This window comes from Phenylobacterium sp. (assembly GCF_035309685.1).
GTDB lineage: Bacteria > Pseudomonadota > Alphaproteobacteria > Caulobacterales > Caulobacteraceae > Phenylobacterium.
Genome location: NZ_DATGEX010000033.1, coordinates 20807 through 47161, shown reverse-complemented (window position 1 = coordinate 47161; position 26355 = coordinate 20807). Strand labels below are relative to the sequence as shown.

At 67.8% G+C, this 26355-nt stretch carries 32 protein-coding genes and 1 tRNA gene; 7 read left to right on the top strand and 26 right to left on the bottom strand.

Annotation, left to right across the window (positions count from 1 at the left end; genetic code table 11):
* The 13 genes from hisD to VKQ35_RS10995 all read right to left on the bottom strand — a co-directional run.
* Nucleotides 1-896 (bottom strand): histidinol dehydrogenase (gene hisD / locus VKQ35_RS11055; RefSeq protein ID WP_324361511.1); only part of this gene is annotated, 896 nt, incomplete at its 3' end.
* Nucleotides 897-945: 49 nt separating this feature from the next.
* On the bottom strand, nucleotides 946-1392 hold the full coding sequence (locus tag VKQ35_RS11050; RefSeq protein WP_324361509.1) for a DUF2948 family protein: 447 nt from the start codon (nucleotides 1390-1392) through the stop codon (nucleotides 946-948).
* Between the two features lie 4 nt (nucleotides 1393-1396).
* A complete protein-coding gene (murA, locus tag VKQ35_RS11045) occupies nucleotides 1397-2689 on the bottom strand; it encodes a UDP-N-acetylglucosamine 1-carboxyvinyltransferase (protein ID WP_324361507.1) in 1293 nt (430 codons plus the stop codon).
* Nucleotides 2690-3003: 314 nt separating this feature from the next.
* A tRNA-Thr gene (locus tag VKQ35_RS11040) sits at nucleotides 3004-3078 on the bottom strand.
* Nucleotides 3079-3175: 97 nt separating this feature from the next.
* Nucleotides 3176-3748: a HupE/UreJ family protein gene (locus tag VKQ35_RS11035; protein ID WP_324361504.1), complete on the bottom strand. Its 573-nt coding sequence runs from the start codon at nucleotides 3746-3748 to the stop codon at nucleotides 3176-3178.
* A gap of 47 nt (nucleotides 3749-3795) precedes the next feature.
* Complete coding sequence (locus VKQ35_RS11030; RefSeq protein WP_324361502.1) at nucleotides 3796-4803, bottom strand: HupE/UreJ family protein; 1008 nt, start codon at nucleotides 4801-4803, stop codon at nucleotides 3796-3798.
* Nucleotides 4800-5660, bottom strand: a complete 861-nt coding sequence (locus VKQ35_RS11025; protein ID WP_324361500.1) for a peptidylprolyl isomerase — start codon at nucleotides 5658-5660, stop codon at nucleotides 4800-4802. Before VKQ35_RS11025 ends, VKQ35_RS11030 begins: the two co-directional genes overlap by 4 nt.
* A gap of 96 nt (nucleotides 5661-5756) precedes the next feature.
* On the bottom strand, nucleotides 5757-6002 hold the full coding sequence (locus VKQ35_RS11020) for a hypothetical protein (protein WP_324361498.1): 246 nt from the start codon (nucleotides 6000-6002) through the stop codon (nucleotides 5757-5759).
* Nucleotides 5999-6277 (bottom strand): hypothetical protein, encoded by a 279-nt coding sequence (locus tag VKQ35_RS11015; RefSeq protein WP_324361496.1) that lies wholly within the window; start codon nucleotides 6275-6277, stop codon nucleotides 5999-6001. The genes VKQ35_RS11020 and VKQ35_RS11015 overlap by 4 nt, the downstream gene beginning before the upstream one ends.
* Before the next feature lie 639 nt (nucleotides 6278-6916).
* Nucleotides 6917-8170, bottom strand: coding sequence for a cytochrome P450 (locus VKQ35_RS11010; RefSeq protein ID WP_324361494.1), 1254 nt, complete (start codon nucleotides 8168-8170; stop codon nucleotides 6917-6919).
* Nucleotides 8171-8320: 150 nt separating this feature from the next.
* Nucleotides 8321-8896: a hypothetical protein gene (locus VKQ35_RS11005; RefSeq protein ID WP_324361492.1), complete on the bottom strand. Its 576-nt coding sequence runs from the start codon at nucleotides 8894-8896 to the stop codon at nucleotides 8321-8323.
* On the bottom strand, nucleotides 8893-9648 hold the full coding sequence (locus VKQ35_RS11000; RefSeq protein ID WP_324361490.1) for a HEAT repeat domain-containing protein: 756 nt from the start codon (nucleotides 9646-9648) through the stop codon (nucleotides 8893-8895). Before VKQ35_RS11000 ends, VKQ35_RS11005 begins: the two co-directional genes overlap by 4 nt.
* Nucleotides 9635-10369, bottom strand: coding sequence for a hypothetical protein (locus VKQ35_RS10995; RefSeq protein ID WP_324361488.1), 735 nt, complete (start codon nucleotides 10367-10369; stop codon nucleotides 9635-9637). Before VKQ35_RS10995 ends, VKQ35_RS11000 begins: the two co-directional genes overlap by 14 nt.
* A 255-nt stretch (nucleotides 10370-10624) precedes the next feature.
* On the opposite strand from VKQ35_RS10995, the gene VKQ35_RS10990 reads away from it, so the two are divergent.
* Nucleotides 10625-12139, top strand: a complete 1515-nt coding sequence (locus tag VKQ35_RS10990) for a carboxylesterase/lipase family protein (protein ID WP_324361486.1) — start codon at nucleotides 10625-10627, stop codon at nucleotides 12137-12139.
* A 22-nt stretch (nucleotides 12140-12161) separates the two neighbouring features.
* On the opposite strand, the gene VKQ35_RS10985 is transcribed toward VKQ35_RS10990, so the two are convergent.
* Both VKQ35_RS10985 and VKQ35_RS10980 read right to left on the bottom strand, forming a co-directional pair.
* Nucleotides 12162-12302 (bottom strand): hypothetical protein, encoded by a 141-nt coding sequence (locus tag VKQ35_RS10985; RefSeq protein ID WP_324361483.1) that lies wholly within the window; start codon nucleotides 12300-12302, stop codon nucleotides 12162-12164.
* Nucleotides 12303-12511: 209 nt separating this feature from the next.
* On the bottom strand, nucleotides 12512-12787 hold the full coding sequence (locus VKQ35_RS10980; RefSeq protein ID WP_324361481.1) for a hypothetical protein: 276 nt from the start codon (nucleotides 12785-12787) through the stop codon (nucleotides 12512-12514).
* A gap of 290 nt (nucleotides 12788-13077) precedes the next feature.
* Between VKQ35_RS10980 and VKQ35_RS10975 the strand changes: the two genes are divergently transcribed.
* Entirely contained in the window at nucleotides 13078-14151 is a 1074-nt protein-coding gene (locus VKQ35_RS10975; RefSeq protein ID WP_324361478.1) for an HWE histidine kinase domain-containing protein, read from the top strand.
* Here the strand turns inward: VKQ35_RS10975 and VKQ35_RS10970 are convergent.
* Nucleotides 14148-14735: a hypothetical protein gene (locus tag VKQ35_RS10970; protein WP_324361475.1), complete on the bottom strand. Its 588-nt coding sequence runs from the start codon at nucleotides 14733-14735 to the stop codon at nucleotides 14148-14150. The genes VKQ35_RS10975 and VKQ35_RS10970 overlap by 4 nt on opposite strands.
* Before the next feature lie 46 nt (nucleotides 14736-14781).
* Nucleotides 14782-14979 (bottom strand): hypothetical protein, encoded by a 198-nt coding sequence (locus VKQ35_RS10965; protein ID WP_324361473.1) that lies wholly within the window; start codon nucleotides 14977-14979, stop codon nucleotides 14782-14784.
* Between the two features lie 262 nt (nucleotides 14980-15241).
* Between VKQ35_RS10965 and VKQ35_RS10960 the strand changes: the two genes are divergently transcribed.
* Nucleotides 15242-15886: a S24 family peptidase gene (locus tag VKQ35_RS10960; RefSeq protein ID WP_324361471.1), complete on the top strand. Its 645-nt coding sequence runs from the start codon at nucleotides 15242-15244 to the stop codon at nucleotides 15884-15886.
* Between the two features lie 111 nt (nucleotides 15887-15997).
* Here VKQ35_RS10960 and VKQ35_RS10955 read toward each other — a convergent pair whose 3' ends face one another.
* Entirely contained in the window at nucleotides 15998-17185 is a 1188-nt protein-coding gene (locus VKQ35_RS10955) for a right-handed parallel beta-helix repeat-containing protein (RefSeq protein ID WP_324361469.1), read from the bottom strand.
* A 216-nt stretch (nucleotides 17186-17401) separates the two neighbouring features.
* Between VKQ35_RS10955 and VKQ35_RS10950 the strand changes: the two genes are divergently transcribed.
* Nucleotides 17402-17953: an SOS response-associated peptidase gene (locus tag VKQ35_RS10950; protein ID WP_324361466.1), complete on the top strand. Its 552-nt coding sequence runs from the start codon at nucleotides 17402-17404 to the stop codon at nucleotides 17951-17953.
* A 1-nt stretch (nucleotide 17954) separates the two neighbouring features.
* Here the strand turns inward: VKQ35_RS10950 and VKQ35_RS10945 are convergent, their stop codons facing one another.
* From VKQ35_RS10945 to VKQ35_RS10935, 3 genes are all read right to left on the bottom strand, one after another.
* A complete protein-coding gene (locus VKQ35_RS10945; protein WP_414692332.1) occupies nucleotides 17955-18149 on the bottom strand; it encodes a DUF3126 family protein in 195 nt (64 codons plus the stop codon).
* Nucleotides 18150-18241: 92 nt separating this feature from the next.
* Complete coding sequence (gene cysE / locus VKQ35_RS10940; protein ID WP_324361462.1) at nucleotides 18242-19069, bottom strand: serine O-acetyltransferase; 828 nt, start codon at nucleotides 19067-19069, stop codon at nucleotides 18242-18244.
* A 31-nt stretch (nucleotides 19070-19100) separates the two neighbouring features.
* Nucleotides 19101-19715, bottom strand: a complete 615-nt coding sequence (locus tag VKQ35_RS10935) for an NUDIX hydrolase (RefSeq protein WP_324361459.1) — start codon at nucleotides 19713-19715, stop codon at nucleotides 19101-19103.
* A gap of 86 nt (nucleotides 19716-19801) precedes the next feature.
* Here VKQ35_RS10935 and VKQ35_RS10930 point away from each other — a divergent pair, with 86 nt between their 5' ends.
* A complete protein-coding gene (locus VKQ35_RS10930) occupies nucleotides 19802-20413 on the top strand; it encodes a nitroreductase (protein WP_324361457.1) in 612 nt (203 codons plus the stop codon).
* A gap of 31 nt (nucleotides 20414-20444) precedes the next feature.
* Here the strand turns inward: VKQ35_RS10930 and VKQ35_RS10925 are convergent, their stop codons facing one another.
* From VKQ35_RS10925 to VKQ35_RS10910, 4 genes are all read right to left on the bottom strand, one after another.
* Complete coding sequence (locus VKQ35_RS10925; RefSeq protein WP_324361456.1) at nucleotides 20445-21173, bottom strand: nuclear transport factor 2 family protein; 729 nt, start codon at nucleotides 21171-21173, stop codon at nucleotides 20445-20447.
* Nucleotides 21174-21637: 464 nt separating this feature from the next.
* Nucleotides 21638-22093, bottom strand: coding sequence for a preQ(1) synthase (gene queF, locus VKQ35_RS10920; protein WP_324361454.1), 456 nt, complete (start codon nucleotides 22091-22093; stop codon nucleotides 21638-21640).
* 57 nt (nucleotides 22094-22150) lie between these two features.
* Nucleotides 22151-22633, bottom strand: a complete 483-nt coding sequence (locus tag VKQ35_RS10915) for a response regulator transcription factor (RefSeq protein WP_324361452.1) — start codon at nucleotides 22631-22633, stop codon at nucleotides 22151-22153.
* 166 nt (nucleotides 22634-22799) lie between these two features.
* Nucleotides 22800-24023 carry a hypothetical protein gene (locus VKQ35_RS10910; RefSeq protein ID WP_324361450.1) on the bottom strand — a complete coding sequence of 408 codons (1224 nt, stop codon included), beginning with the start codon at nucleotides 24021-24023 and terminating at the stop codon, nucleotides 22800-22802.
* Between the two features lie 145 nt (nucleotides 24024-24168).
* On the opposite strand from VKQ35_RS10910, the gene VKQ35_RS10905 reads away from it, so the two are divergent.
* Nucleotides 24169-24558, top strand: coding sequence for a response regulator (locus tag VKQ35_RS10905; RefSeq protein WP_324361448.1), 390 nt, complete (start codon nucleotides 24169-24171; stop codon nucleotides 24556-24558).
* A gap of 2 nt (nucleotides 24559-24560) precedes the next feature.
* Here the strand turns inward: VKQ35_RS10905 and VKQ35_RS10900 are convergent, their stop codons facing one another.
* Entirely contained in the window at nucleotides 24561-25064 is a 504-nt protein-coding gene (locus VKQ35_RS10900; RefSeq protein ID WP_324361446.1) for a hypothetical protein, read from the bottom strand.
* Between the two features lie 298 nt (nucleotides 25065-25362).
* Here VKQ35_RS10900 and VKQ35_RS10895 point away from each other — a divergent pair, with 298 nt between their 5' ends.
* A complete protein-coding gene (locus VKQ35_RS10895) occupies nucleotides 25363-26163 on the top strand; it encodes an SDR family NAD(P)-dependent oxidoreductase (protein ID WP_324361444.1) in 801 nt (266 codons plus the stop codon).
* Nucleotides 26164-26355 lie beyond the last annotated feature (192 nt).

The window sequence follows — 26355 nt, the reverse complement described above, 5'->3', positions numbered from 1 at the left end:
CAGGACGCGGCGGCGTCCTCGCCGGTGGAGAGTGTGTTGAGCTGTTCGGCGATTGAAGCCTCGACCTTCGCGGCGAAGGCTTCGTCGTCGGTGATCAGGATGGATTGGGCGGCCGGATCGTGCTCGGCCTGCGACAACAGGTCGGCGGCGATCCAGTCGGGCCTGTTCGCCCCGTCCGCCACCACCACGATCTCTGAGGGACCAGCGAGCGCGTCGATGCCGACCGCGCCATAGACCCGGCGCTTGGCCGCCGTCACAAAGGCGTTGCCAGGGCCCACGATCTTGTCGACCGGCCGGATCGGCCCGGCGCCATAGGCCAGCGCGGCCACCGCCTGGGCGCCGCCAACGCGCCAGATCTCATGGACGCCTGCCGCCTTGGCCGCCGCCAGCACCGCCGGCTGCAGTCGCCCGGGCGGGGTGACCATGGCGATCCGCTCGACGCCGGCGACCGCGGCTGGCACGGCGTTCATCAGGACGGTGGAGGGATAGGCGGCGCGGCCGCCCGGGACGTAGATGCCGACGGCCTCTATTGGCGTCCAGCGCCAGCCCAGCTCGACCCCGGCCTCATCTGTGAAGCGCAGGTCCGCGGGCCGCTGGCGTGCGTGATAGCTGCGGATACGTTCCGCGGCGAAGGCGATGGCGTCGCGCACCGCTTGCGGACAGGCCGCGGCGCCGCCCTCGATCTCCGCCTCGCTGACCCTGATGGACGTCTCGTCCAGCTCCACGCGGTCGAAATCCTTCGCAAAGCGCAGCAGCGCCGCCAGGCCCTCCGCGCGCACGGCGGCGATCACATCGCGCACCACCGCGTCAACCTCTTCCGGGGTCTCGCGCCGCTCTTCGATGAAGGCGGTGAAGGCCGTCTCAAAATCGGGGTCTGTAAAGCGGAAGCGGCGCATGGCGCGGCCTCTTTAGCCGCGCGCGGCCCCGAGCGCCATGCCGCGCAGTCTAGTCCTTGTGGGTCGGCGCCCTGGGCGTTGGCCACGGTTCGGAGATGTCGGCGAGCACCGCGTCGACGCACTCCACCACCGCGCGCAGATCGCCGCCGCCGGCGCAGCTGATGGTCACGATGCCGCCGGGCGCCTCGCCTTCGTCGAAGGTGACCGCCAGGACCTCGAGCACGGCGTCGCGCGCATTGCGGCGGATCCGGCGCGCCTGGACGTTCAGCACGCCGCCTAATTGCAGGCCCGAGCGCACCCGAGCGCCGCCATCGACCTCCCAGCAATAGCGGTTGAAAGCGATGGTCAGCCGCCGCGCCTTGGCCTCGTATTTGATGTCGCCGACCTTGGCGACAGCGTCCTGCATGGCGGCCGAGAGGATCGCGAGGTCGTCGGCGTCCTGGGCCAGCAGGCGGAGCGGCCCGATCTTTTGCTTCGGCTCAACCTCCTTGCCCATCGGCTTAGTCCTCGTCGCCGTCGCCGTCGCCCTTGATGCGGCGGATCTGGGCGCCGCAGGCCCCGAGCTTCTCCTCCAACCGCTCAAACCCGCGGTCGAGGTGGTAGACGCGGTTGACCATGGTCTCGCCGCGGGCCGCCAGACCCGCGATCACCAGGCAGACGGAGGCCCGAAGGTCGGTGGCCATCACCTGGGCGCCTTCCAAGGACGCCACGCCGCGGACCCGCGCCTCGCCGCCCTGCACGCTGATATCGGCGCCCATGCGCCGCAATTCCGGCGCGTGCATCAGGCGGTTCTCGAAGATCGTTTCCCGGATGACGCTCTCACCATCGGCCAACGTCATCAGCGCCATGAAAGGCGCCTGCAGATCGGTCGGGAACCCCGGATAGACGCCGGTTTCGAATTCCACCGCCTTCAGGAGCGCCCCGTTGCGGCGCACGGTCAGCCCGTCGTTGTGCGGGGTCACCTCGACGCCGGCCTCGATCATCTTGTCGATCATCGCCTGAATAAAGTCGCTGCGCGTTCCGGTCAGCCGCACCTCGCCGCCGGCCATGGCCGCGGCCAGGGCATAGGTGCCGGTCTCAATCCGGTCGGGCATCACCGCATGGGTCGCGCCGTGCAGGCGGCTGACCCCCTGGATGCGGATGGTGGAGGTCCCCGCCCCGCTGACCTTGGCGCCCATCGCATTGAGGCAGTCAGCGAGGTCGATCATCTCCGGTTCGCAGGCAGAATTGGTCAGCAGCGTCTCGCCCTCGGCCAGCACGGCCGCCAGCATGGCGTGCTCGGTGGCGCCGACGGAGGCGAAGGGGAAATCGATGACCGCGCCCTTCAGGCCGCGCGGCGCCTGGGCGTAGACGTAGCCCTCGTGCAGGTCGATCCGCGCGCCAAGCGCCTCGAGCGCCTTCAGGTGGAGGTCGACGGGCCGCGCCCCGATGGTGCAACCGCCCGGCAGCGAGACCTTGGCCTGGCCCGTGCGCGCCAGCAGCGGACCCAGCACATTGAATGAGGCCCGCATCTGCCGGACCAGGTCGTAGGGCGCGAAGCCGCTGGTGATCTCCGGCGTGCGAAGCAGGGTCTCCGGGCCGTCCTCACCGACCGATTCCACGACCTCGGTCCCCAGGCGCTGCAGCAGCTTGCCGAGGAAGCGGGTGTCGGCCAGGCGCGGCATGTTGGTGAGGCGCAGCGCCTCTTCGGTCAGCAGGCTCGCCGCCATCAGCTTGATGGCCGAGTTCTTGGCGCCGCTGATCGGGATTTCCCCCTGCAGCCGCGCGCCGCCGGTGATGGCGATGCGGTCCAATCCCAATCCTTCGAAACGGCCGCGCTTTTCGGGGAGTCGTCGAGGCGGCGCGACCCTCGATATCTAGCGTGCGCCACGGCAGGCGCAAAGGCCCGCTCAGGTCTCGTCCACGGATTTCGGTTTTGCCAGGGGCGGCGTCTTGGACGCAGCGCCCGCCTTCCGCCGCCGCAGGTTCGCGCGCAGCGCCTCGGCGAGCTTCGCCTCACGCGACGGCGGGACGGGCTTTGGACCTTTGTCAGAGGGCGGCATGGGCCAATGCAGGGTCGGGGAAAAATTGGTGGTTCCCCAAGCGTCGGAAAACGCCTGGGGAACCATGGTGCCACGACAGGGATTCGAACCCTGGACCTCAGCCTTACCAAGGATGCGCTCTACCACTGAGCTATCGCGGCGAAAGGCGAGGCGCGGCTATAGCCAACGCCGGGGGCTGCGTGAAGCCCCAATCCGCGCTCACCGCTGTCGAGTACGTGGACGCAGCGCCGCACCTCGTCAGAACGCGCGTGCGCCGTAGCGCCAGGCCCATCCGGCCAACAGCAGGCCCAGCGCGGCGAGCCAGCTGCCGCCAACACGGATGGCGATGATCATCCAGAATCGCTTCAGCGGCAGGGTCAGCGATGCGGCAAGCGCAAAGACAACGAACACGCTGGCCCCCATGCCGGCCAGCGTCAGCAGATGCCCGCCGCTGAATGCCGTCCCCGATAGATCGGCGAATCCTCGCAAGAGGCCGAGGCCAATCGCGGCCGCCGCGCTGACAGCCGGCGGCAGTCTCACATTGGCCGCGAGCAGCCCGCCGATGGCCAGGAACGCCACCGCCGTCGCCACCGACAAACCTGCCGCGGGAATGGCCACTCCGCTGAGCGCGATCAGCCCGCCCGCCAGCCACGCCAGCGGCAGGGCTGCGAGCAACAGCCGCGCCGTCGCCGCCCCTCGCAGCCCCGCGAAGAAGGCCAGCGCCACCACCGGAACCGAGTCCTCGGGGCTCAGGCCGAAGTGGTCGATCCCGTCATAGATCGGCCCCATGCCCGTCACCACGAGGTGCGCCTGAGCCACCGCTGGGATCAAGGCGACGCATGTGGCTGCGGCCAGGGAGCGAAGGAACCGCCGAGCCATTATGTGGCTCCGAACACGATCGTGGCGTACTGGATCGTCCACATCGCGCCCAGCGCCCCGATGGCGTAGCTCGGGATCAGGGCTATCGGCCGCGCCCACTCGATGGCCATCAGCCTGAAGGCTCGGCGCAGCGCCAACACCACGGCGATGAAGGCGATCTGACCAATCTCGACGCCGATGTTGAACAGCACCAGCGCCGCCAGCAGCGCGCCCTTGTCCAGGCCCAGCGTCGACAAGCCGTTGGCGAAGCCCATCCCGTGCAGCAACCCGAACGCGAAGGCGACGACCCACGGATAGCGTGTGGTCAGGCTGTCTTCGCCCCGCTGCGCGCGGATCGCCTCGGGCGCCACGAACAGGATGGAAAGCGCGATCAGCGCATTCAGCACCGGCGTCGAGAGCTGGATGTGTCCCAGCGTCGCCACGGCGAGCGTGAGGCTGTGGGCCAGGGTGAAGGCGCTGACCGTCTTCAGCAGCGACCAGCGGTCGCGCACGATCAGCAACAGACCCAGGACGAACAGCAGGTGGTCCGGGCCGGTCAGGATGTGCTCGATCCCCAGCAGCAGGAAGGCCGGGACCGTGGTTGGCGCGCCCTTGCCGAGCACCAGCCGCGCCTGCGGCGCCTCTGGGCGCACGATGGTGTCGAGGCCCGTCCGGTTCTGCAGCCTCACGCGGACAAAGACGTCGGTGATGGTGTCCCGCAGCCCCTCGATGGAGACGGTCTGACCGTCCAGTGGCGAGGCCTTGCCGCTGCGGATCACCCAGCGGCGGATCAGGAACCCGTCGGCCGCGTACTGGTCGACCGGCGTCTCCTCCAGCCAGCCGTTGGAGAGGTGCGGGACGAGGTGGATCGCCACATCGCCCATGGTGGGCTGCTTCCAGATCGCCTGGTAGACGCCGGGCCCAGTCTGATCGATCTCCAGATAAGCGGGCCGAACCTCATGGGCGGCGGTCGCCCCGGCGATCGCCAGGCCGAAGAGCATCGTCAGGGCCAACAACAGCCGCCTCATGGCCGCGTCCCCACATCCTGACGCACCACTGTGAAACGCCGTGCGATCTTATCGAACGCCTGTGCGTTCGCCCGGTCGCTGGCCGCCTGCAGATAATCGCTGCGCACCCGGTCGGCGATCTCGGACAGCGGCGCCTGGCCGCCGGCTGCGCGAGCGTCGACGTGGATCAGGTGCCAGCCGTAGGCCGAGCGGAACGGGCCGGACCAACGGCCGACGGGCGCCGAATATACCGCCTGCGATAGCTGGGTGTGACCAAACAGCCGCTCAACCTGCTCCGGCTCGAAGGCGGAAAAGTCGTAGAGGTCGGGAAAGGCGTCGCCTAACTCCGGCCCGCGCGTCGTCCCGGTCGAAAGCTTGGCGAGCACCGCCTTCGCCCGCGCCTCCGCCGCCGCGTCGCCACCCGGCCCGACGGCGAAATAGATGTGGCTGAAAGTCACTCGCGGCGGCGCGGCGTAGAGATCGCGGTGGGCGGCGTAGTAGGCCGTCAGCTGGGCGTCGGTCGGCTCCGCGGGCGCGCTCAGGTTCTGCAGCAGGAACTGCTCCTTCTGCACGATCCGCCGGCGCACGATCTCATCGTCCTGGTCGAGCTTCAGCGCCATGCCCTGCCGGAACAGGATCTCGTCGTGGACGTCGTCGCGAACCAGCCGGTCCAGGGTCCGCGGATCGGGCGGGCCGCCGAACTGGAGCGCATACTTGTGCGAGAGCTGCGCCACGTGGGCCGGCGTGATCTCGATCCGGAAGACGTTGGTGCGGGCGGCGTAGATCTGGCCGCACGCGAACAGGATCGCCCCCAGAATCACGAAATGGGTCAAGGGCTCGGACAGCAGGCGGCGCAATCCGGCGCGTGGTCCAGTCAATGCGTACAACCTCCCGGCCTTGGGGAGATCGCCCTCCGCCGACGCCCCCGTTGGTGATAGATGGCTCGAAGCCGCGCCGACAGGCCAGACGCATCTTCATTCCGCATCGCGGAAACCCGTCGCGTCACGGCCTAGGGCTTGGCCGGCCCTGGCGCGGCGACGGTCGGGAGAGCGGCAGGATTGCCCTTGCAGTCGACGCTGCCGCTCACCTGCGCGCCGGGGATCGCCACGCCGACCCCGGCCTGAAACGATGTCCGCCCGCAGCCCGCCGTTCTCCAGGTAGGCCAGCAGCGGCTTCTGGTAGTCGCGGGCCTCCCAGCGCCCGGACATCAGCGTCTTCATTCGAAGAGCGCCTGCGTCGCGTCGTGCTCGGCTTCATCCTCCGGCGTGACGTCGCTGTAGCGCTTTACGATCACGGTCATGCCGCCGGCCTTTGGCGGCGCCTTGGCCTTCTCCTTCGCCGCCGGCTTCGGCTTGCCGTGCCCACGGTCCAGCACCTCCCGGGCCGCCGCCAGCTTGGCGCTGTCCTGCCCGTCGCCCCGCATGATCGCCGCCAGGGTCTCCAGCGCCAGGTCGCTCATTTGCCGAGCCGACGCCTGCAGGACCTTCGCGGACATGGGTTTGCCAGCGCGCCCGTCGCTCGCAGCGGACAGCGGCTGCGGCCCGCGCGTCGATGTGCCTTTAGCCATCGGAACCTCCTTCAGTTGTGGAAAATGCACAGGGGCCTCAGCCCCCGGCCTTGATCTTTCCCTTACGCCGGCAGGCGAAAGCCGCATCGAACCCTTGCGGGCCTTTGTGGGAGACTTCTCGTGCGGACCTTGGAGGCCCGCGCTTGAGATCAGTTCCCAATGTCCCAGTCGATGACCGGCGGCGTGATTGACACCGACCCCCTCGCCGCGCCGCCCATGCTGCGGCCCGCCTGACCATGGCCGGGTACCCCATCGACCTCTGGTGCGGCCTGGCCATGGCCCGATGCCGCGGGAACGAAGCGGAAAGCCCTTCGCTGGCGTCGGCGTCCGCGCTCAGCAAGATCCCGCTTCAGCGGCTTCCGCCGACCCACGATGGCCTCCTGGCCCGGCATCGTCGCCTGCGTCTCGGCGGCGGGCCTGGCGAAGCGCCTCCGGACCGCGGCTGAGGCCTCGCAATGCCGACCCGCATGTCTTGGCGGCCGGGCCGCGACGGACCCACGCTGTACAACTATTCGCCGCTTCGCGCCGGGACGGCGGCGGCGGTTGGGCCCCAGGCGCCGAAGAGCCTCAGCCCGTCTGCACGATCAGCTCGCGATAGCGGTCATGGCGGCGCGGATCCTTCACCGGCGCCGTAGTGATCAGCGTCAGGTCCGGCCAGCGGTCGGCGATGGCCTCGATGGCCAGCCGCGCCTCGAACCTCGCCAGCGCCGCGCCGATGCAGAAATGCGGGCCCGCGCCGAACGACAACGGCGGCACGGCCATCTTCCGGGCGATGTCGAACCGCTCAGGGTCCGGAAACGCTTCGGGGTCGCGGTTGGCGGCGCCCAGGCCCACGCGCACCGTGTCGCCGGCCTTCAGCCGCTTGCCGCGAAGTTCGACGTCTTCCGTGCACCGACGATTGGTCGAGGTGGACTGGGTCGGGTGATGGAACCGCAGGATCTCCTCCAGCGCCGAAGCCACCAAGCCGCGGTCGGCGACCAGCGCCCGCCATTGTTCCGGATGCGACAGCAAGAGGTATAGCCCGCTGGAGATCATCCGCTCCGTCGTGGTCCCGGCCGCCGTGTAGATCGTGCTGATCGCCGACGACAGCTCCGGATCGCTCAGCGCGCCCCGCTCATCCTCCGCGGCGATCAGCGCGCTGATCAGGTCGTCGCGCGGCTCGGCCCGCCGCTGCGCGATCAGGTCGCGCGTGTAGCGGCCCACGAACCGCCCCGCCTCCAGCGCCTGCGCCCACTCCTCCTCCGAGCGCTTGGGCGCCATCAGCCGGCCGGTCAGCTCGAAGGCCGCGCGGAAACGCTCCCGATCCTCAGTCGGTATGCCGATGATCTCGCTCGCCACGATGATCGGCACGTGAAAGGCGAAATCGGTGATCAGGTCGAACCGGCCCTTGGCGCCCGCCGCGTCCAGCAGACCGTCGATCACCTCGACGATCCGCTCCCGCCGCGCCTCGACGCTGCGCCGCGAGAAGGCCGAGACCACCAGCGCGCGGACCCGGCTGTGGTCCGGCGCATCCATCTGGTTGAACGACTGCGCCAGCGTCCGGCTCAGCCCGCGCTCGGTCTCCGACGCGCCGGCGGCGTCGCCGCCCGCCCGGGCCAGCGGGTTGCCGCCGCCCCAGCCGGCCGCCGCGCTGGAGAACCGCACCGGGTCCTTCAGCACCATGGCGCAGTCGTCATAGCGGGTCAGGTACCAGACCCCATGCCGCGACCAGTGCACCGGATCCTCCGCGCGCAGCCGCGCCAGCGTCGCCACCGGATCGTTCTCGAAGTCATAGTCATAGAGGTCGGGCGCCAGGGGCGCGCTGTCAGCGGCAAGCGTCATGGCCGGATCATCCTCCGCCGCGAAGACCCCGAATGTCGACCCACCTTGCCGCGGAAGTAAAGCCGCCGGACGTCCTTGCGCACGACCTTGAGCGCGGAGCCTCAGGCTCGCTTGCGGACCGACGGCCCCAGGAGTAAGGCGCGCTGCGGCTTACGCCGCAGCCGCTTCAGGTGGCTGAACAATGAGATGTTTTGTGGCAACGAGGCTCAGGGCGCTCTCACAGATTGCCCGCGGATTACCCGACTTGCGACGCGCATACGCGATCGCTGCAAAATCATAGTGGCCAGCAAGCGCTAACGTCTGCACCGCCCGTCGCACTTGATCGAGCTCAACGATTATCGGCTCTGAATTGATGAAATGGCTGGCGACAAGTGCCAGTGCCCCCTGATTGGGAACACCAAGGTTCCGATGCAACGCATCGACTGGCGGGACGTGAGTCTCGCCGGCTGTCTTTTGAATTTTCAACCCGCCCGCAGCCAGCAATTCAATCTGCGCCGTCGCAAACACTGTCCTTGTCGGCCCCATGCCGCTGACCATGGCGAGCGCTGCGGCGACCACAGCGGCTTTCTCTTCGTCCTCAACCTCGTAGATTGAAAAGTGGTCGACCTCCTCGGCGGATGGGGTCAATTCCGCCAACATCGGGAGGGGAGGATTGGCCGCATCCACGCCGCGCTCTAACTTTGGCATCCAAACCTTGGGAGCCATGATTTTGCGCAGTGCGATCAACCCGCCGCACCCCTCAACGCACTCGTGATTGTGCGCGCCACAAGAGAGTTCGGCTCGCGCTCGACGGCCTGACGCACCTTCTCGACGAGCGCGACCTCGCCAGAAGCCACTAGGGCACGCGCTGCCACGCTGCGCACCGCCGGGTCGTCTGAATTCAATCCCTTCTCAGCGGCTAGCAGCACCACCGAGGGAATTTGCGTCTCTGCTTCGGCCGCGAAGTCGAACAAATCTAACCAAGCATCACCGGAAATCTCCGTTCCCAAATCGACCTTCAGCTCGTCTAACGATGCCGCCTGGTAGCCGCGGGGAGCGGATGGACTAAGTTCCGGCATCGAAAGTCGTGGCTCACCAGCTGAGAGCTTTCGAACCTCAGAGGCCAATAACTCGAAATCCTTGCGCAGTTGCTGGACTTCCAATGACGTTGCCACGGGAAATTCGACCCTCTCTAGAGGCTGAAAACCGTAGCTCGAGTAAGTAAAGAAATTCTCCGCGGATTTAGGAGACAATGCATTCATCTGCATCGCACCGATGGCCTGCGGATAATTCCCGACGAAGTAGGTGTTCCAGCTATTGGCGATGCCAATGCCAGCCGCGCCCATATTCGCGGATATCGTCTCCGTGACGATCCGGGTTTGAGGCAGCTTGTTGCCACTCCATCCCTCCGGAGGAGGCTCGATTGTGCGCTCGGCGGTCGCGACAGCGACCATCCCACCAGCCATTTCCATCAGGACTGCGGCGTCAACTGAGCTCATTGATGCCCCCGCTTGCCAATATCGCCGCGCGTTCAGAGACCTCCTTCAGCGCCGCTAGAGCTGCCTCGTCGTCCATCACCTCTAGATCTTTGCCAAAAACATCAATGTAAACGACCGCGACGAAGGCACCTGAGACAGGCTTGGAGGGCATCGCTGTGCCAATTTGAAATTGGATCATCTGCATTTGGACGGATTGCCACCGGCACAACTGATTGATCAGCCGCCCATCTCGCACGGTCGAGGCCCGAGGAACGGTCACCTGATATGTAACGTCAGTTGACTGATCCGGTATTTTAAGCGTCGGGAGCCACCCTCTAATTACCTCGATCGACTTCTCGTCGCTTTCCGTCGCGGTGTGGCCCTGCACGACCATCGCCGCGCGACCAACCTTTAGATTCGGGAGAAGCTTCGCCATTCGAGCGATAGCGAAATCTATCGCAGTTTGGAGATCGCCCACAGACGGAGGAGGCACCATCGGTTGCGTTGGGTTCGGGGCCGAAATGTTTATGTCTACTCGCGCCGATTGCACACCCAGAGTAACGGCATAGCCGTCGACGTTTCCTTGCACCAAGGCTTGGTTGTGGATCGGAGACAGACCCGGCGGAGGCGTCTGATAACCCGTCGGCTCCTCATCGAAAGCCGCACTCCACAGCTTCAGGGCGCCTGGCGGCGGAACGTGGAGGAACGCCACGAGCAGGACGTTTTCAAACGCTTCGACCATGCAACTCCACTTTCTGGCGCGTCCCGTCCTAGTTATCCACCCTATCAGCCCTTCGCAATGATCCCCGCCCAAGAGCCGACATCATTGAATCCCACCTGCCGTCTCTCCACCCTGAAATCCAAACCTCGATATCCGGCGCCACACTCCACCCCGCTTGACCTGGCGTCCGCGCCCCGGCTCAACTCACGGCCAACGCGCCCCGCCGCCCGCAGCGGGACCGCCCACTCGTAAAGCGGGACATCTAGGGACGACCACATGCGCATCCGCACCCTCCTCGCCGCCGCCGCGGCCACGCTCGCCCTGAGCGCCACCGCAGCCCACGCCGCCGACACCGTCAAGGTCGCCCAGGGCGAGCTGCACGGCGCGACCGCGGGCGCGGTCACCAGCTTCAAGGACATCCCCTTCGCCGCCCCGCCGGTGGGCGACCTGCGCTGGCGCCCGCCGCAGGCCCCGGCGAAGTGGTCCGGCTCACGCGACGCCACCAAGCTCGGCCCGCAGTGCTGGCAGATGCGGGCTGTGCCCAGCGACACCAACCAGTCCGAGGACTGCCTGCAGCTCAACGTCTGGACGCCGGCCAATTTCAAGCCCGGCGCCAAGATCCCGGTCATGGTCTTCATCCACGGCGGCTCCTTCACCGGCGGCTCGGGCGTCAACGCCCTCTATGACGGGACCCATTTCGCCGAGCGCGGCGTGGTGCTGGTCACCGTCAACTACCGCCTCGGGCGCCTGGGCTTCTTCGCCCACCCGGCGCTCACCGCCGAACAGCCCGCCGGCCCGCTCGCCAACTACGGCATGATGGACAACCTGGCGGCCCTGAAATGGGTGCAGGACAATATCTCAGCCTTCGGCGGCGACCCGAAGAACGTCACCGCCTTTGGCGAGAGCGCCGGCGGCATATTGATCAACGACCTGATGGCCTCGCCGAAGGCCACGGGCCTCTTCGCCAAGGCGATCTCGGAGTCGGGCTTCGGCCGCATCCCGGGCCTCCCCATGGACCAGGCCGAGAAGGTCGGCGCTGCCTACGCCGCCGGCCTGGGCGTGACGGCCAGCGGCCCCGACGCCATGAAGCAGCTGCGCGCGCTCTCGCCCCTGCAGCTCTCCAAGGCCGCCGGCCAGATCACCCCCATCCTCGACGGGACCGTCCTGCCGGAAGGCCCGGCCAAAGCCTTCGCCGCCGGGCGCGAGCAGAAGGTGCCCTACATCGCCGGCGGCAACAGCTGGGAGGCGAGCCTGTTCGCCACCGCCACCCCGCTCGACCGCGCCGGCGCGCTCAAGGACAAGATCACCGCCGCCTACGGCTCGCCGTCCAACGCCCAGCTCGCCCAGTGGGACCTCTCCACCGAATCCCTGGTGATCGAGCCCGACCGCCTGCTCGCCCGCCTGCACGTCAAGAACGGCCAGAAGGCCTGGGTCTACTACGACAGCTACATCCCGGCCTCGCAGCGCGCCACGATCCACGGCCTCGCCCACGGGGGAGAGCTCATGTACGTCTTCGGCAGCCTGCCCGACACCGAGCGCACGATCGGCACGCGGACCGTCCCCGCCGCCACCGCCGACGACCGCAAGCTCAGCTCATCGATGACCGACGCCTGGGCCGCCTTCGCCAAGAAGAGCGATCCCAGCACGCCGGCCGCCACCTGGCCCGCCTACACGCCCGCCACCGACGTCGCCGAGGAGTTCGGCGCCGACGGCGTCCACGCCCGCCCCGCCTTCCACAAACAGAGCCTGGACCTGGTCGAACAGTTCAACGCCCTGCCGGCCGGGCGCTAGGCGCGCTCCGTCCGGCCCGCCCTCAGGTCCGCGGGTCGGTGCTGACGCGCCGCGCGTGGCGCGTGGACGGCAGGCGCCGCGGGCGGAACAGGCCGCTCAGCGCGGCGATGGCGAGACAGGTGGCGGCCCACAGAAGCGCCACCAGCAGGATTGAAGGACTCACGACACACCTCATCGGGACAAACGCAACCAGGCGCGAACGTTGAGGCGCCGCGCGGCCGGTCTTGTCCGCCAGCCCGGCCGTTGCGCGAAGTCGCAACGGCGTGCACCGCGGCGCATGGTTAAGCTTTGCAGCTTGGCGCGCCGCCCGATCCGGCCACGAAAAAGGGCGGCCCGAAGACCGCCCTTTCCGTTGTCTGAAGCGCTGTCCCGCTATCGGCGGCTCACCCAGACGCCGTTTTCGTAGTAGCCGCGGCCTTCGTGCATCTCGCGCCAGTGACGCTTCTGGTCATTGTCCCACTTCTGGTGGAAGTACCAGTCGTCGGGATGAGACTGCAGCACGACGTGCGGGTAAGCGGCCCGGCTGTCGGTGTGCCAGCAGTCACCGGACGCATTGCAGACGATGCGGGCGGACGCGGTTGAGGCGACGCCCAGCGCGCCCAAGCCGACGACAGCGGCGAGCGCCGCTGCGGTACGCGTAATCTTCATGGTGGAAATCTCCAGTTCGGCCCGCCCACCGGCCAAAGGGGCCAGAGGGGTCGAGGTCGCTGGAGCCGCAACGTGGGGACCCGCCGAAAGGTTGCTTGGCCGAGGTAACGCCGGTCGCCGCATCCCTCGACATTGCCTGAATGATCGCAAATTCGTGCGGGCGCGTCAAGAACAAAATGAGAACAACGTCGCGCATTCGCAAAATCGTCCGCATGCCGCGGAACGCGCCCCGAAGTCGCGCGTTCGGGCCAAGCGTCGTGCGGCTCTCCGCGCGTCGCCATGGGGTGGCCATGTCCGTGCAATCCGAAGGTTCCGAGGCTCGGCCGCGCGGCGCATCCGCGCCCCCGGCGCAGGTCGTCCGCCTGGCGGAGGCCGAGGAGGCCTTCATGGGCCGCGAGGTCTTCTACCGCGACCTCTTGAACGCGCTTCCGGCCGCGATCTACACCACCGACGCGCAGGGCAAGATCACCTTCTACAACGAGGCGGCCGTGGAATTCGCCGGCCGCCGACCGGCGCTGGGCGACGAGTGGTGCGTCACCTGGAAGCTCTACAACCTCGACGGCTCGCCCCTGCCGCACAGCGAGTGCCCGATGGCGATCGCCCTGCGCGAGGGCCGCCCCAACCGCGGCGCCGAGGCCATCGCCGAGCGGCCCGACGGAACCCGCATCACCTTCACGCCCTTCCCGACGCCGCTGTTCGACGCCGGGGGCGGCATGGTCGGCGCGGTCAACATGCTGGTCGACATCAGCGAGCGGAAGGCCGCCGAGGATCGCCAGCGGCTGCTGGTCAACGAGGTCAACCATCGCGCCAACAATATGCTCGCCGTCGTCCAGGCCATGGTGCGCCTCGGCAAGTCCGACAGCGTCGAGGACTTCCGCGAAACGCTGAACGGGCGCATCGAGGCCCTGGCCCGCACCCACAATCTGCTGGCCAAGAGCCGCTGGATGGCCGCCGACCTGCAGCATCTGGTCAGCGAGGAGCTCGCGCCTTTCATGGATCATCAGCAACCGCGGGTGTGGATCAGCGGCTCGATCCTGCCCATGGAGCCGACTGCGGCCCAGTCGGTGGCCATGATCGTCCACGAGCTCGCCACCAACGCCGCCAAGCACGGCGCGCTCTCGACGCCCGGCGGCAAGGTGATGATCGCCTGGCGCCGGGCCGCCGGCGACCGCGTCCTCTTCAAATGGACCGAACAGGGCGGACCCGCCGTGTCGCGGCCCACGCGCCGCGGCGTCGGCTCGACCGTCATCGCCCGCGCCGCGGCCTATCTTGAGGCCCAGGTGACCACCGCCTGGACGCCCCAGGGCCTCGCCTTCGAGCTCGACATGCCCAAACGCGCGCTCAGCATCGAGGTGGACGGCTAGTCCCGCCGCGCGGGCAGGCACAGCAGATCCAGCGCCACCTTCAGCACCGCCTCGACACGTCCCGCCTCGCGCTCGCCGCCGCCGGCCTCGCGCGGCGTCAGTTCCTGGCCGCAGATGAGGTCGCAGACGCTGACCAGGTCCGACTGTCCAAACAGCCGCGCGCGCATCCCCGCCAGCTCGGCGACCGCCTGCTCCCGGCCCAGCGCCTGTTTCAGCAACAGGTTCAGCGGCGGCCCGCCGGCCAGCCCGCGGCTCGGCTGAACCTCGAGCGTCGAGCCGATGGTCGGTGCGGCGCCCGCGCGCCGCCAGCAGGCGCCGTAGCGCTCGCCCGCCGCCTGCTGCGCCGCGCTGATCCGCCCCTTGCGCGCCAGCCAGTCGAGGCCGGCCTGCCGCCGGTACGGCGTCTCGCGCGTCCCGCGCCCGGGCGCCGGCTTCTCGAACTTCGCGCCCCGCGCGCGGGCCAGCGCCACCGTCTCGGCGACGCCATCCGCCACCGCGCGCGCCTCCGCCCGCCCTTTCTCCCGGGCCTCCAGCAGCTTCAGACGCTCGCGCATCGCGCGGCCGGGGTCATAGGCGCGTCCCATGATCTCTCCTTTGAAAAGGCTCTGGCTCTTTGAAAAATCGGGAAGATCAGCGCCCGCCGCGCGCCACCACCGCGTCGGCCAGCCGGTAGACCGCCTCGCCCGCGGCCCGGTCGCCCTCGATCACCACCAGCCCGGCCGCCGTGTGGGCCAGCAGCTCGCGCAGGAATCGCGCCCGCTCCTTCGGCGCCCGGCGGCTGAGCGCGCGCGCCACCATGGCCGCGGCGTCCTCATCCACCGCGCTCATCGCGGCATCACCGGAAAGCCGCCCTGAGCCAGCACGGCGCGCACATGCGCCGCGTGCCGGGCGAACCGCGGCGTCGTCCGATCGGACGCATCGCCCGGCTTTGTCTGACTCCCGCCTCCCGTCGCTGCGACCGTTCTTGACGTAAGGGCGGGATATCGGGTGGCGAGTTGGGTCATTGAGATATCGTATCAAACATACGATTCTTGCGCCAAGGAAAATCGTAGGTTATGTGCTATCCGATATCACAGATCGGATTTTTCCTGTGGATGAGCGTTGCCAGCGCCTGCGCCAGGCCCGCATGGCCAAGGGCTTCGAGAGCGCGTCGGCCGCGGCCGAGGCGTTCGGCTGGAACCGCAACACCTATGTCTCCAACGAGAACGGCTATGCGCCCTTCTCCTACCGCCGGGCCAAGGACTATGCCGCCGCCTTCGGCGTTCGCCCCGAATGGCTCTACGACGCGGCCGGCGCCATGCTGCCCGCCGCCGAGGCCGGCTTCGTGCCGATCATCGGCCGCGTGGGCGCGAATCCCGAGGGGCTGGTGCTCTTCGCCACCGGCCAGGAGCCCGGCGACCTCGCCCCGATCCCGCCCGGCGGCACCGAGCAGGCCCGCGCCCTGCTGGTGGTCGGCCACTCCATGCGCGGCATCGCCGACGACGGCGCGCTGATCTATTTCGAGGACCAGAAGACCGCGCCCTCGCCCGACATGCTGGGCCACGTCGTCGTCGTCGAGCTCGACACCGAGGAGGTGCTGGTCAAGCGCCTGCTGCGCGGCTCGCGCGCCGGCCGCTACGACCTGGAGAGCATCGCCGGCCCCACGCGGCAGGACGCCCGCCTGCGCTGGGCGGCCCACATCACCGCCATCATCCCACCCTTCCAGGCCCGCCGGATCATCCGCGGCGCGGCGTGAGCTTCGCGAAACGCGCGTTATTGTGGCTGGCCGGATATTCAGCACGGCGCCGCTTGAGGGCGCACGCCAGGATTTGACCGGCCTCCTGTACGGCCGCAGCGACGACCAGCGTCACGAGGGAATCTTGACGTTTCCCGTCATCACCACGTTGCCGATGGTGGTGTTGGCGCCGCCGGAGGTGTCGCTTATGGGTGAGCTTACATGGTTGGATTTCATCACCAAACCCGTGACACCGGCACGCAATAGTATGGTCGGGCGCTGTTTGGGATCGACCCCGGCCACCGGGGCCTGAACCATGAAGTTGTCCGCGATCAGACCGCCCACGGTGTTCCACAGCGCTATGCCCTGCAGGTTGGGAATGACGAAGGTGTTGCCCGTGATCTTGGCGTCCGTAAACGGTGCGGCGGGGGTCCCTTGGAACCACATGCCCAGGATCGCCGCGCCGGAAAGCTGCTCCATCCGGTTGTTGCTGATACTGACCCTTGCGTTCGGCGTCGTCTGCTTTGCGTCAGACCAAAACGCCAAACAGTCTGCATGGTCGCCAACCGGCGTCTGACCCCACCGCCAGGGATTCGAACCGCGTATCGTGTTGTGATCGATCACCACGTCGGTAAGGTTCGAACCCGCGATTGCGGTCGTGCGGTGATCGTGGAAATCGTTGCGGCGTACCGTGACGTTCGCCACCGTCGCCAGAACCAGACTGCGGTGAAAGAAGGTAATCTCGCTGTCGACCAGCGAGACGTCGTGGGAATAGGAGATCGTTATCCCCCGGCCGGCTGGGCGACCAATGACATTGCCGGTCTTGTCGCCCGCCAGCGCCGTCTCGGGGACCCCGCTGACCGCCGGCCCGCCGACGATCTTCATGGCCGTGAGCGAGATATCCGACGATTTCTCGATACTGACCGCCGAGGAAAACGACACGGTCTTTTCGTCCGGCGTGAAGGCCACTGAGACACAGCTCATATGCAGCCCGGCGACCTCCTTTATGACTAACGACCGGACGGTCGCCGGATGCTCAGGGTCGGCGCAGGTGATGTTGAGGGCAGGCGAAAAGCTTCGGTCGGCAATCGTCACGTCTTGGAAGGCGCCGGACAATGCTAAGGTGTCGCCAGGTTTCACCGCGCTCAGCGCCTTCACCAGCGTTCCCGAGGTAGCCGTAATCGTCGATGCATGGGTCGCCACAGCGAACGCCAGCGCTGGCAGAAGCGCGGCGAGCCCCAGCCCGATCCGGCTTGCGGCAGTCCCGGGCCGGGAGCCTTGCGCTTCCGATGTCGAGCTTCGATCGTCCTGCATCGTCATATTCTGAGCCTGCACTGAGGCGGCGAACACAGTTTCCGCGCCGCCAGCCTATTCCACCATGTTTCTGTAGACCTGCGATATACGGTGACGAGGGGCGAGCGGACGCCGAAGGCCGACCACAGTGAGGGCGTAGCAGGCGCCGGCCGATCAACTCAATACGTATATTTTATACTGCACTGTCGACGCGGACGGCTCCGACGTCCTATCTGACGGCGCATGTGCAATGAATATCGCCTCAAACAGCCCCTCGACCGGATCATCGAGACGTTCGGCGAACTCGACATCGGCGTCCACTGGGCCGGCGGCGCGCCGAACCTGGAGCCCCGCGACTCCATCCGCCCGACCGACCCCGCGCCGATCCTCCTGGGTTCGAACCAGGGCGCCGAACTGAAGCCGTTGCGCTGGGGCTTCCAGCAGGACCGCGGCGGCCCCCTGATCAACTTCCGCTCCGACGGCCGCCGCTTCGGCCCGGGCCGCTGCCTGATCCCCGCCGACGGGTTCTACGAGTTCACCGGTCCCAAGGCGCCCAAGTCGAAGTGGCTGTTCACCGCCGCCGACGCCGAGCTCTTCTGCATCGCGGGCCTAGTGCGAGACGAGCGTTTCACCATGCTGACCATGCCGCCGGGCCCCGACATCCAGCCCTTCCACGACCGCCAGATCGTCATCCTGCCGCGCGCGCAGTGGGCGCAATGGCTCGACGCAGGCCAGCCGCAGCCGGCCTTCGCCCCTCTGCCGGCCGGCAGCCTGAATGTCGTGCAGATCCGGTGAGCTAGGGCAGGTCTTCCGACAGGATCGCCATTTCGAACATGAACGAGCCGTCGCCGTCCTCGTCCTCGAAGACCACGCCGACGAACTCCTCGCCGACATAGACCTCGGCGGAATCCTTCTGCTTCGGGCGCGGCGTCAGCACGATGCGGGCGTTGGCGAAGGTCCCCCGAAGGTGGCCCTCGATCTTGCGGATCATTCTTTCGTCCACGCCAACGCTCCTCAAGATTCTGCAGGCGGCGCGAACCTAGCCGGTCGCGCCGCTCCCGAAAACCTCTGAAGGCGAAAACCTCAGATCACGTACACCGCGTCGGCCAGCGTGTGATCCATGCTCTTGGCCGGCTCGTCGCAGGTCGGGCAGTTGACCAGCCGCGCGGGAACGCCCGCCGCCGTGCAGCCCGCGGGCACCGGCTTCAGCACCACCGAGCCCGAGGCGACCTTGGCGTAGTCGCCGATCTCGATATTGCCGAGCACCTTGGCGCCGGCGCCCAGCAGCACGCCCTTGCCGATCTTCGGGTGGCGGTCGCCGCGCTCGGCGCCGGTGCCGCCGAGCGTCACGCCCTGCAGCATGGAGACGTCGTCGCCGATCACCGCGGTCTCGCCGATCACGATGCCGGTGCCATGGTCGATGAACACGCCGCGCCCGATGCGGGTCGCCGGGTGGATGTCGACCTGGAAGAGCTCGCTCATCCGGCTCTGCAGATAGAGCGCCAGCGTGTCGCGGCCCTCGCCCCACAGCCAGTGCGCCACCCGCTGGGTCTGCAGGGCCAGGAAGCCCTTGAAGAACAGGAACGGCTGCAGATAGCCCTTGCAGGCCGGGTCGCGCTCGAACACCGCGCGCAGGTCGGCCTCGGCGATCTCCACCAGGTCGGGGCTGGAGGCATAGGCCTCCTCGGCGATCTCGCGGATGCTCATGGCCCGCAGTTCCTGATCGCCCAGCTTGCGCGCCAGCTGGTACGACAGCGCGCCGCCCAGGCTCTTGTGGTTCAGGATCACCGCCGCCAGCAGGCTGGCCAGCGCCGCCTCCTTCTGGCCGGCGGCCTCGGCCTCATTGCGCAGCGACGCCCAGACCGGCGGCGGATTGGCCGGGTCGACGACCTCCAGGCGTTGCTGGCTCATATGTTCCTCCCGCCCCATAAGGCGTGCTCCCCTATCCTAGCATGGCGCGCGCCAACGCGCCCGGCAAAGCGCCTTCAACCGCCATATGGTGGCCCCTAAGCAACATCGCCACCGTCAGCATGTCGGGAAGATATCCCGCCGTCGCCGCCGCCAGCGCCTCGCGGAACGGCACGCGGGCAAGCGCGATCGCCTCGGTCTCGTCGGCGTCAGGCGCGGCGGGCGCCGGCGAAAGCCCCAGCGCCAGATAGCCGACCATCCGCTCGTCGGTGACCGAGTTGGAAAGCTGGGCCCGCATGATCTCGCGCCAGTCGGCGGCCATCAGGCCGGTTTCCTCGGCCAGCTCGCGCTTGGCGCCCGCCAGCGGGTCCTCGGCCAGCGGCGCGCCGCCCTCCGGCAGCTCCCAGCTGTATTCGCCGAACGGGAACCGGTGCTGGCCCACCAGCACCACCGTGCCGTCGTCATGGATCGGCAGCACCGCCACCGCCAGGTTCTTGAACCGCACCAGCCCATAGGGCGACGGCCGCCCGGTCGGGGCGATGGCGATCTGGTCGGTGACCGTGATCCAGCCGCTCTCGAAGGCGACGCGCTCAGCCCCGGGCTTCCAGGGCGTCCCATGCGACGTCAGCCACGCAGGTTTGTCGCTCATATCTCGGGCTCGCCTTGCGATGCGCGCGGACGCACCCATAAAGGAAGCCGTCCTACCTGTTCCTAAACGCGATCCAGAGGCCTCCCGTGACCGCCGACCTGCCGCCTGCGCCGCAATTCGGCGATCCGATCCCGCTGACCCCGGCGCCGGAGGTGCTGAAGTTCCTGGCCACCCGCCGTTCGACCTCGGCGCTCACGCTCACCGAACCCGCGCCCAGCGCCGGCGAGATCGAGACCCTGCTGCGCCTCGCCACCCGCGTTCCCGACCACGGCAAGCTGTCCCCCTGGCGGTTCGTGATCCTACAGGGCGACGCCAAGGCCGCCTTCGCCGCCAGGCTTGAGGCCCTGGCCGTCGGCCGCGGCGACCCGACCGCCGCGGCCAAGCTCGGCAAGCTGAAGGTCCCGCCGCTTGCGGTCGCGGTGATCTCCGCGCCCAAAGCCGACAAGATCCCGCAGTGGGAGCAACTGCTGTCCGCCGGCGCGGTGGGCGCCACCCTGCTCTATGCGACGCTCGCCATGGGCTACGGCGCCAACTGGATCACCGACTGGTACGCCTATGATGAGGACGCCAAGGCGATCCTGGGCCTGTCGGGCGACGAGCAGGTGGCGGGCTTCGTGCTGATCGGCACGCCCCGCGAGCCGGCCCTGGAGCGCGAACGGCCGCAGGTCGGCCCGCTGGTCAGCCGCTGGCAGGGCTAGGCCCAGACGCTAAGGCGCCGGGGGACACGGCCTAACCCACCTTGCTCCACACGATATCCCAGCTTTCGCGCCGCTCGATGAAGCCAGTCACCTTGCCGGCCGCGTCGTACTGGAAGATCTTGCGGATGCGAGGATCGCCCTTGATGAAAAACACATCGCGCGTCTCGGCATTCCATTCCGCCGGCGGCTTGCCCGCTCGCGCGCCCATCAGCTTCCTGCCGGTCAACACAAGCCTGTAGGTCGGCTCGGAGTTCTTCAGCCGGTAGGTTCCCGCGAATTTCCGCAGGTCGCGGCCGGACAGGGCGACGGATGGCGGATCGGTCCTCTCGGCGATGACCTGTCCCTCGATCTGCCTCCAGCCATCGGCGCGCTTCTTCCACACCGTGTTCGTGAGATAGCTCGCGTGGATGGTCTGCCCGTAATAGCGCTCGATTTCGTGCTGCCGAAACAGCGCCACCGCGGTGTCGCCTTCCTCGTGATAGGACAGAAGCTCCACCTTGATCTCGCCGCCGAGACCTTTCGGCAGGGGCCGGACTTCCTTGATCATCCCGTCCTTGCCTTTGTAGCTGCCGTCCTCTTCGGCGAAGATCACCTCGGGATCGAGATGCCTGTCCCATACCTCGGGCGCGCCGTTGGTGATGGCGTCGGACAGCTGCTGCTCATACTGCGTGATGAGCGCGCGATCGTCGGCGAGCGCTGGCGTCGCGAGCGCCGCCAGGATCGCGATGGCCGATATCACCTTCATGTCTTCCCTCGCCATTGCAGGACGTCTCGTCGACGGCAGTCCAGCGGGCGGGAAAATCAGCGCCGTTCAACGCCGATGAGACCAACGGGCGCAATCGGGCTGCCGACATGCGGCGGGAGGCGGCCCCGGAGCGCCAGGCTCGCCCCCTCAATCGCCTTGCGCGCTGAGCCAGGCCCCCAAGAGCACAACGGCCTGACGGCGCGGGACGCCGTCAGGCCTGAGGTGTGACACGCCCGAGGAGAGATGGGCAGTCGACTTATAGGCTCGATTAACCGGTCTGGGAAGCCCGAAGCGGCCAATTCTAGAGCAGCCGACGCTTTTCGCCTCAGAGGAGAGCTGCTCGCTCGTAGTCGTCGCCGGATGACATCTAGGACTCGCGCGCCGCCATCAGGGGAAGGGCGTCCGGAGAGATCCTTAATCCCAGTAATCGCGCAGGCGAAAGCGCGGCGTCTGCCAATAGATTTGCTTAAATCGCGCGCTCAGCCCCGACCGCGATACGGCGCCACGCCCTGGTCGGGCAGCCACAGGCCCTCTGGCGGCGGGCCGCTCTGCCAGAACACGTCTATCGGGATGCCGCCGCGCGGGAACCAATAGCCGCCGATCCGCAGCCACTTCGGCTCCGCCACAGCCACAATCCGCCGCCCGATGGCCACCGTGCAGTCCTCGTGGAACGCCCCGTGGTTGCGGAACGCGCCCAGATAGAGCTTCAGCGACTTGGATTCGATCAGCCAGTCGCCCGGCGCATAGTCGATCACCAGGTGCGCGAAGTCCGGCTGGCCGGTCACCGGGCAGAGCGAGGTGAACTCCGGCGCCGTGAACCGCGCCAGATAGAGCGTGTCGGCCTGCGGATTGGGCACGCGCTCCAGCACGGCCGCCTCCGGGCTGTCCGGCGCGTCGACGGCGCGGCCGAGCTGGGTCAGGTGAGTGTCGTCCATCCGCGCGGCTTTAGCCCTCGGACTCCCACACGGCAACTGGCCGCAACCGAGCAACTCTCAGAGCCCTGCGGCGATCCCGATCCGGATGAGCTCGCTCAGGCTGGCGGCGCCCGTGCGGGTCATGATGGCGGCGCGGTGGCATTCGACGGTGCGCGCACTAACCCCCAGTTCGTGGGCGATCGTTTTGTTGAACTTACCGGCCATCAGCCCGCGGAGAACGCCGCGCTGTCGTGGGGTCAATTTTGCAACCCTCGCGGTGGCGGCGGAGTGCGCCGGCGCGGCCGAACGAAACGCCTGCGCCTCCAGGGCCTGCGCGACGGCGCCGGCAAGCGCGGTCCAGCCCACCGGCCGATCCAGAACGTCGGCGGCTCCAACCTTCATCGCGGCGACCGCCAGAGCGACGTCGTCGCAGCCGCAGACCACCACCGGATGATTTGGCGCGGCCACGCGCAATCGATCGAGAACGTCGATGGCGCTCCACATCGAACCGGCAAGATCGAGGACTACGCAACCGGGCTCCAGCCAGGGAGCGGCGGCCACAAGGGCCTCCGCCGACGGATGAAGACGGGTCCGAAATCCCTGTCGGCCGACCCAGAGGGGAAAGCCGGTGCGCGAAAGGCCTTCGGCGTCCGCAAGGTGGATCCAAACTGGCGCTTGGTCGGCCCTGGGCAGGCGTTCGGGCTCGCATTTGCTCAGGGAGGAGGACCTAGTCATCTCGCGCCCACTCCCCGACGCTCGCGTGGGTGGCGCCGATTTTGGCGGCGAGCGCGGCCTGTTGGGGTGCAGCGAGCTGGTACAGGAGCATCGACCGGACAACGCGACGCGCCGCTTCGACCGTCGTTTTCATCCAGCGGAGGAAAGCGGCGTCGGTGAGCCCGCGCGGGGACTCCACCGACAGGGCCTGCACACCGGAGTGCCTCAGCTGGGCAAGTGTGGCGGCGGCCGGCGGTCCAAGATCAATCCGCGCCACCACGAACAGGCAGTAGGGTCGGATCAGCGACACCACGTGCAGCATCACGCCCTGCGGTACGCCCTCGATGTCGCTTATTTCGCAAATGACCCCGCGTTTCACCAAGTCGCGGGCCTCCATCAGCAGCCCGGCGATCGCCGTTCGCCCCCGCTGGCTTGCAAGACTGATGAACGAGACCGGCATGATGAGACTTGGCGGCGCTTCGCCCGTGTCCGCCATGCGTAACGCCTCCATGCCTCGCGCCGCCGCCGCCAGGTCGATCCGCATGATATCGGCGCGAGAAAGCTTACGAACCATCTCGGCCGTTACGGCCTCGTCCGAGCCGGCGACGAGCACCCGCCGGGCGATGCGAAATCCGATTTGTCCGAACGATTTCAGCTCGACGACCGGTTCGAGACGGCAGGCGACCCGCAATTCGCGGCCGTCCGACGCGACGAACGGCGTCCAACGGTCGAGGGTTCGCCGCGGACGCGCGGAGGCCAGCGCCTCTCGCTCCATCCGTTCGCCCTTCTCCACCTCGCTGGCGCGCACCCGCGTGCCTTGAATCTCGGACGCACTGACCTTCGTGACTTGATGGACGCAGTCGTCGGCGAGGGTGGCGTCGCCTATAAAGTGGGTCAGGACGTCTCGCAGAATCTGCAGGCAGGCGGCTTGGCCGGCAAATCGGCCAACCTCCGGCTGGCAGATGAGGAAGTCCGTCTCGGAGATTCTGAGATGGTAGCCGTCAGAACCTAGCCGACGCTCAATAAATCGAGCGACATAGTCGTGGATTTGGGCCCTGCGCGTGGTCCAGCGCACGCCCAGCCTCTCGACGATGGCGTCGAGGGCGATGAGATTGACCTTCCCCTCGGTCAGAAGTCCCGCATCGCTGAATTGGTCGAGGGCGGCGGCCAGGTCGACCGACGTTATTCGCCTGGCCGCCGCGCCATTGGCGCAGGGGTCGTGTTCCGGCTGTTTCATACACTTCGTCCGGGCGCCCGCCCCGAAACGACGTTTGGTCACAAATCGCGCGAAGTTCTTCTGGCAGAGGCCCCAAATTGGGCCTGCCTGGAATACCGGCCCGACGTGGCGCCGCTTAGCACGGTCGCAGATGGCGGAGCTGCGGATGGCGTTTGCGACGGTATTGCTGGTGGACAAGGACCCCGGCGCTTCGGCGTCGGCCCGGGACATCCTGAACCGCGCAGGCTACGCGGTCGACGAGTGCTTATGCGGGCGCCGGACGCTTGCGCGTATCCTCGCCGAGCCTCCGGATGTTCTGATCACCGAAATCCTGATGCCCGACTGCGACGGCATAGAGCTGATTTCTGCCGTGACGCGGGCTCACCCCGCGGTGCGCATCATCGCCGTGGCGGCGCGCCGCTACTTCGGCGGATTGGACCTGCTCGACCTCGCGAGCAAGCTCGGTGCTGACGCCGCGCTGGACAAGCCTTTAGAGGCCGAAGGGCTCCTGGCCACTGTCGCGCGCGTGATCACTTCAGACGCGCGCTTAAGGTGAAACTATTCCTCAAGCGATCCCGCGAAACGCTTGCGCGCCAGGTCCGCCACCACGCGGAAATTGCTCACCGCGAGATCTTCGATCGCGACGCGCACGCCAGCCAGGTCCTGGTAGGCGACCGCTGTAAATCGCAGCTCATTGCCGGCGCGCGATATCCAGCCGGCCTCGATGAGTTCACTGACCTTGCGGCGAACCGTCTCCTTAGGCGTGCCGGTGGATTCGGCGACGGACCGCACATTTGTGCCGAGCGTCGGGAAGACGGGGATCTCGCCACTGAGCAACTGCGCTTGGCTGTAGGCGGCAAAGCCCTCGTGTTCCGTGGTTCGGATTGCGATCACCAGCATGATGAGGAACTTGTCGACATCGCCGCCGCAGGCCTCACGGGAAAGACTGAGAAGGTGCAGGAGGGGCCGGAGCAGGCTGCGAGCTATCGCCGGATAGTTCTCGGCGACCAGTCCCCGGATCGCCTCGAGCCCCACGGTCGTATCGCGCGATCGAACCGCCACCCAGTGGCTCCCGTTCCCGACCGCATACTCACACACCTGCGGGCCTGAGGCATCACGAAGGTGGAATGGCCCAACGCCCAGGGATTGGAGCGTTTCTCGCCCAACGGGAACATCGTCCATAACGGAGATCACCGCCTTCGGGAGTTGCGGGACCGACGAAGGTCCGCTTTGCGCAACTCTCGTTTTCCAGCGCGTCGTAGGCATTGGATGGCGCGCCGCCGCAGCCACCCCTCGTTCCGGCAAGCTTCAGATCAAGCGCGTTAGCCGCTATCAGAAATCCAAAGACCGGGAGGACGACATGGCTGGCGGCGGATTCGAAGACTTCGTGGTGGTGGTGACCGGCGCCTCGACGGGCCTGGGCCGCGCCATCGCCGTGGAAACCGCGCGCCAGGGCGCCAAGGCCGTGGTCATCAACTACGCCCGCTCCGCCGACGAGGCCCAGGAGACCGGCCGCCTGGTCGAAGCCGCGGGCGCCAAGGCCGTGCTGGTGCAGGGCGACGTCGCCTCTGACGACGATTGCAGGAAGATCGCCGCCGCCGCCGAGCCGTTCGGGCGCATCGACGCCCTCTTCAACAACGCGGGTGTGACCAAGTTCGCCAACCACGCCGACATGGACGCCATCTCCGGCCAGGACTTCCTCGACCTCTACTCGGTGAATGTCGTCGGCGCCTGGCAGATGGTCCGCGCCTGCCGGACCCTCCTGGAGGCCGCGCCGCAACCGGGTGCGGTGGTCAACACCGCGTCGATCGCCGGAGTCATCGGCATCGGCTCCTCGGTGCCCTACGCCGCCTCCAAGGGCGCGCTGACCACCATGACGCTGTCGCTGGCCCGGGCGCTCGCCCCGAAGATCCGCGTCAACGCCGTCTGCCCGGGCTTCATCGACACGCCCTGGTTCGGCAAGGGCCTGGGCGAAGCCGCCGCCGACCGCATCCGCGCCAATGCGGCGGCCAGCACGCCGCTGAAGGTGGCGTCCACCCCGGACGATATCGCCGCCTCCACCGTGTTCCTGGGCTCCAAGGCCTCGCGGCATGTCACCGGCGAGACCCTGCTGGTCGATGGCGGATCGCACCTGGGCTACAGCGCGCTCGTGCAGCGCTAAGGGCGCCCACAAGTCCCTTATGCCTGGGAGGCGTTCGGCCAGCGCCATGCTCATTTCCGAGGCAGGAGGATTTTCCCCACATTCGCCCGCCAACGCGATGGCGGACGCCTAGCTTCTGCCTCGAAATCGGGGATTCCCGGTTGGAATCGGGCGCGAGCAGCGGACGGCGATCTTGATGTCAGCTTTATGAAA

Coding starts and splice junctions, on each gene's coding strand:
- VKQ35_RS11050 (WP_324361509.1), bottom strand. CDS start 1,392: ATGGGCAAGGAGGTTGAGCCGAAGCAAAAGATCGGGCCGCTCCGCCTG.
- VKQ35_RS11030 (WP_324361502.1), bottom strand. CDS start 4,803: ATGAGGCGGCTGTTGTTGGCCCTGACGATGCTCTTCGGCCTGGCGATC.
- VKQ35_RS11020 (WP_324361498.1), bottom strand. CDS start 6,002: ATGAAGACGCTGATGTCCGGGCGCTGGGAGGCCCGCGACTACCAGAAG.
- VKQ35_RS11015 (WP_324361496.1), bottom strand. CDS start 6,277: ATGTCCGCGAAGGTCCTGCAGGCGTCGGCTCGGCAAATGAGCGACCTG.
- VKQ35_RS11010 (WP_324361494.1), bottom strand. CDS start 8,170: ATGACGCTTGCCGCTGACAGCGCGCCCCTGGCGCCCGACCTCTATGAC.
- VKQ35_RS11000 (WP_324361490.1), bottom strand. CDS start 9,648: ATGAGCTCAGTTGACGCCGCAGTCCTGATGGAAATGGCTGGTGGGATG.
- VKQ35_RS10995 (WP_324361488.1), bottom strand. CDS start 10,369: ATGGTCGAAGCGTTTGAAAACGTCCTGCTCGTGGCGTTCCTCCACGTT.
- VKQ35_RS10990 (WP_324361486.1), top strand. CDS start 10,625: ATGCGCATCCGCACCCTCCTCGCCGCCGCCGCGGCCACGCTCGCCCTG.
- VKQ35_RS10980 (WP_324361481.1), bottom strand. CDS start 12,787: ATGAAGATTACGCGTACCGCAGCGGCGCTCGCCGCTGTCGTCGGCTTG.
- VKQ35_RS10975 (WP_324361478.1), top strand. CDS start 13,078: ATGTCCGTGCAATCCGAAGGTTCCGAGGCTCGGCCGCGCGGCGCATCC.
- VKQ35_RS10970 (WP_324361475.1), bottom strand. CDS start 14,735: ATGGGACGCGCCTATGACCCCGGCCGCGCGATGCGCGAGCGTCTGAAG.
- VKQ35_RS10965 (WP_324361473.1), bottom strand. CDS start 14,979: ATGAGCGCGGTGGATGAGGACGCCGCGGCCATGGTGGCGCGCGCGCTC.
- VKQ35_RS10955 (WP_324361469.1), bottom strand. CDS start 17,185: ATGACGATGCAGGACGATCGAAGCTCGACATCGGAAGCGCAAGGCTCC.
- VKQ35_RS10950 (WP_324361466.1), top strand. CDS start 17,402: ATGTGCAATGAATATCGCCTCAAACAGCCCCTCGACCGGATCATCGAG.
- VKQ35_RS10945 (WP_414692332.1), bottom strand. CDS start 18,149: ATGATCCGCAAGATCGAGGGCCACCTTCGGGGGACCTTCGCCAACGCC.
- cysE (WP_324361462.1), bottom strand. CDS start 19,069: ATGAGCCAGCAACGCCTGGAGGTCGTCGACCCGGCCAATCCGCCGCCG.
- VKQ35_RS10935 (WP_324361459.1), bottom strand. CDS start 19,715: ATGAGCGACAAACCTGCGTGGCTGACGTCGCATGGGACGCCCTGGAAG.
- VKQ35_RS10925 (WP_324361456.1), bottom strand. CDS start 21,173: ATGGCGAGGGAAGACATGAAGGTGATATCGGCCATCGCGATCCTGGCG.
- queF (WP_324361454.1), bottom strand. CDS start 22,093: ATGGACGACACTCACCTGACCCAGCTCGGCCGCGCCGTCGACGCGCCG.
- VKQ35_RS10910 (WP_324361450.1), bottom strand. CDS start 24,023: ATGAAACAGCCGGAACACGACCCCTGCGCCAATGGCGCGGCGGCCAGG.
- VKQ35_RS10905 (WP_324361448.1), top strand. CDS start 24,169: ATGGCGTTTGCGACGGTATTGCTGGTGGACAAGGACCCCGGCGCTTCG.
- VKQ35_RS10895 (WP_324361444.1), top strand. CDS start 25,363: ATGGCTGGCGGCGGATTCGAAGACTTCGTGGTGGTGGTGACCGGCGCC.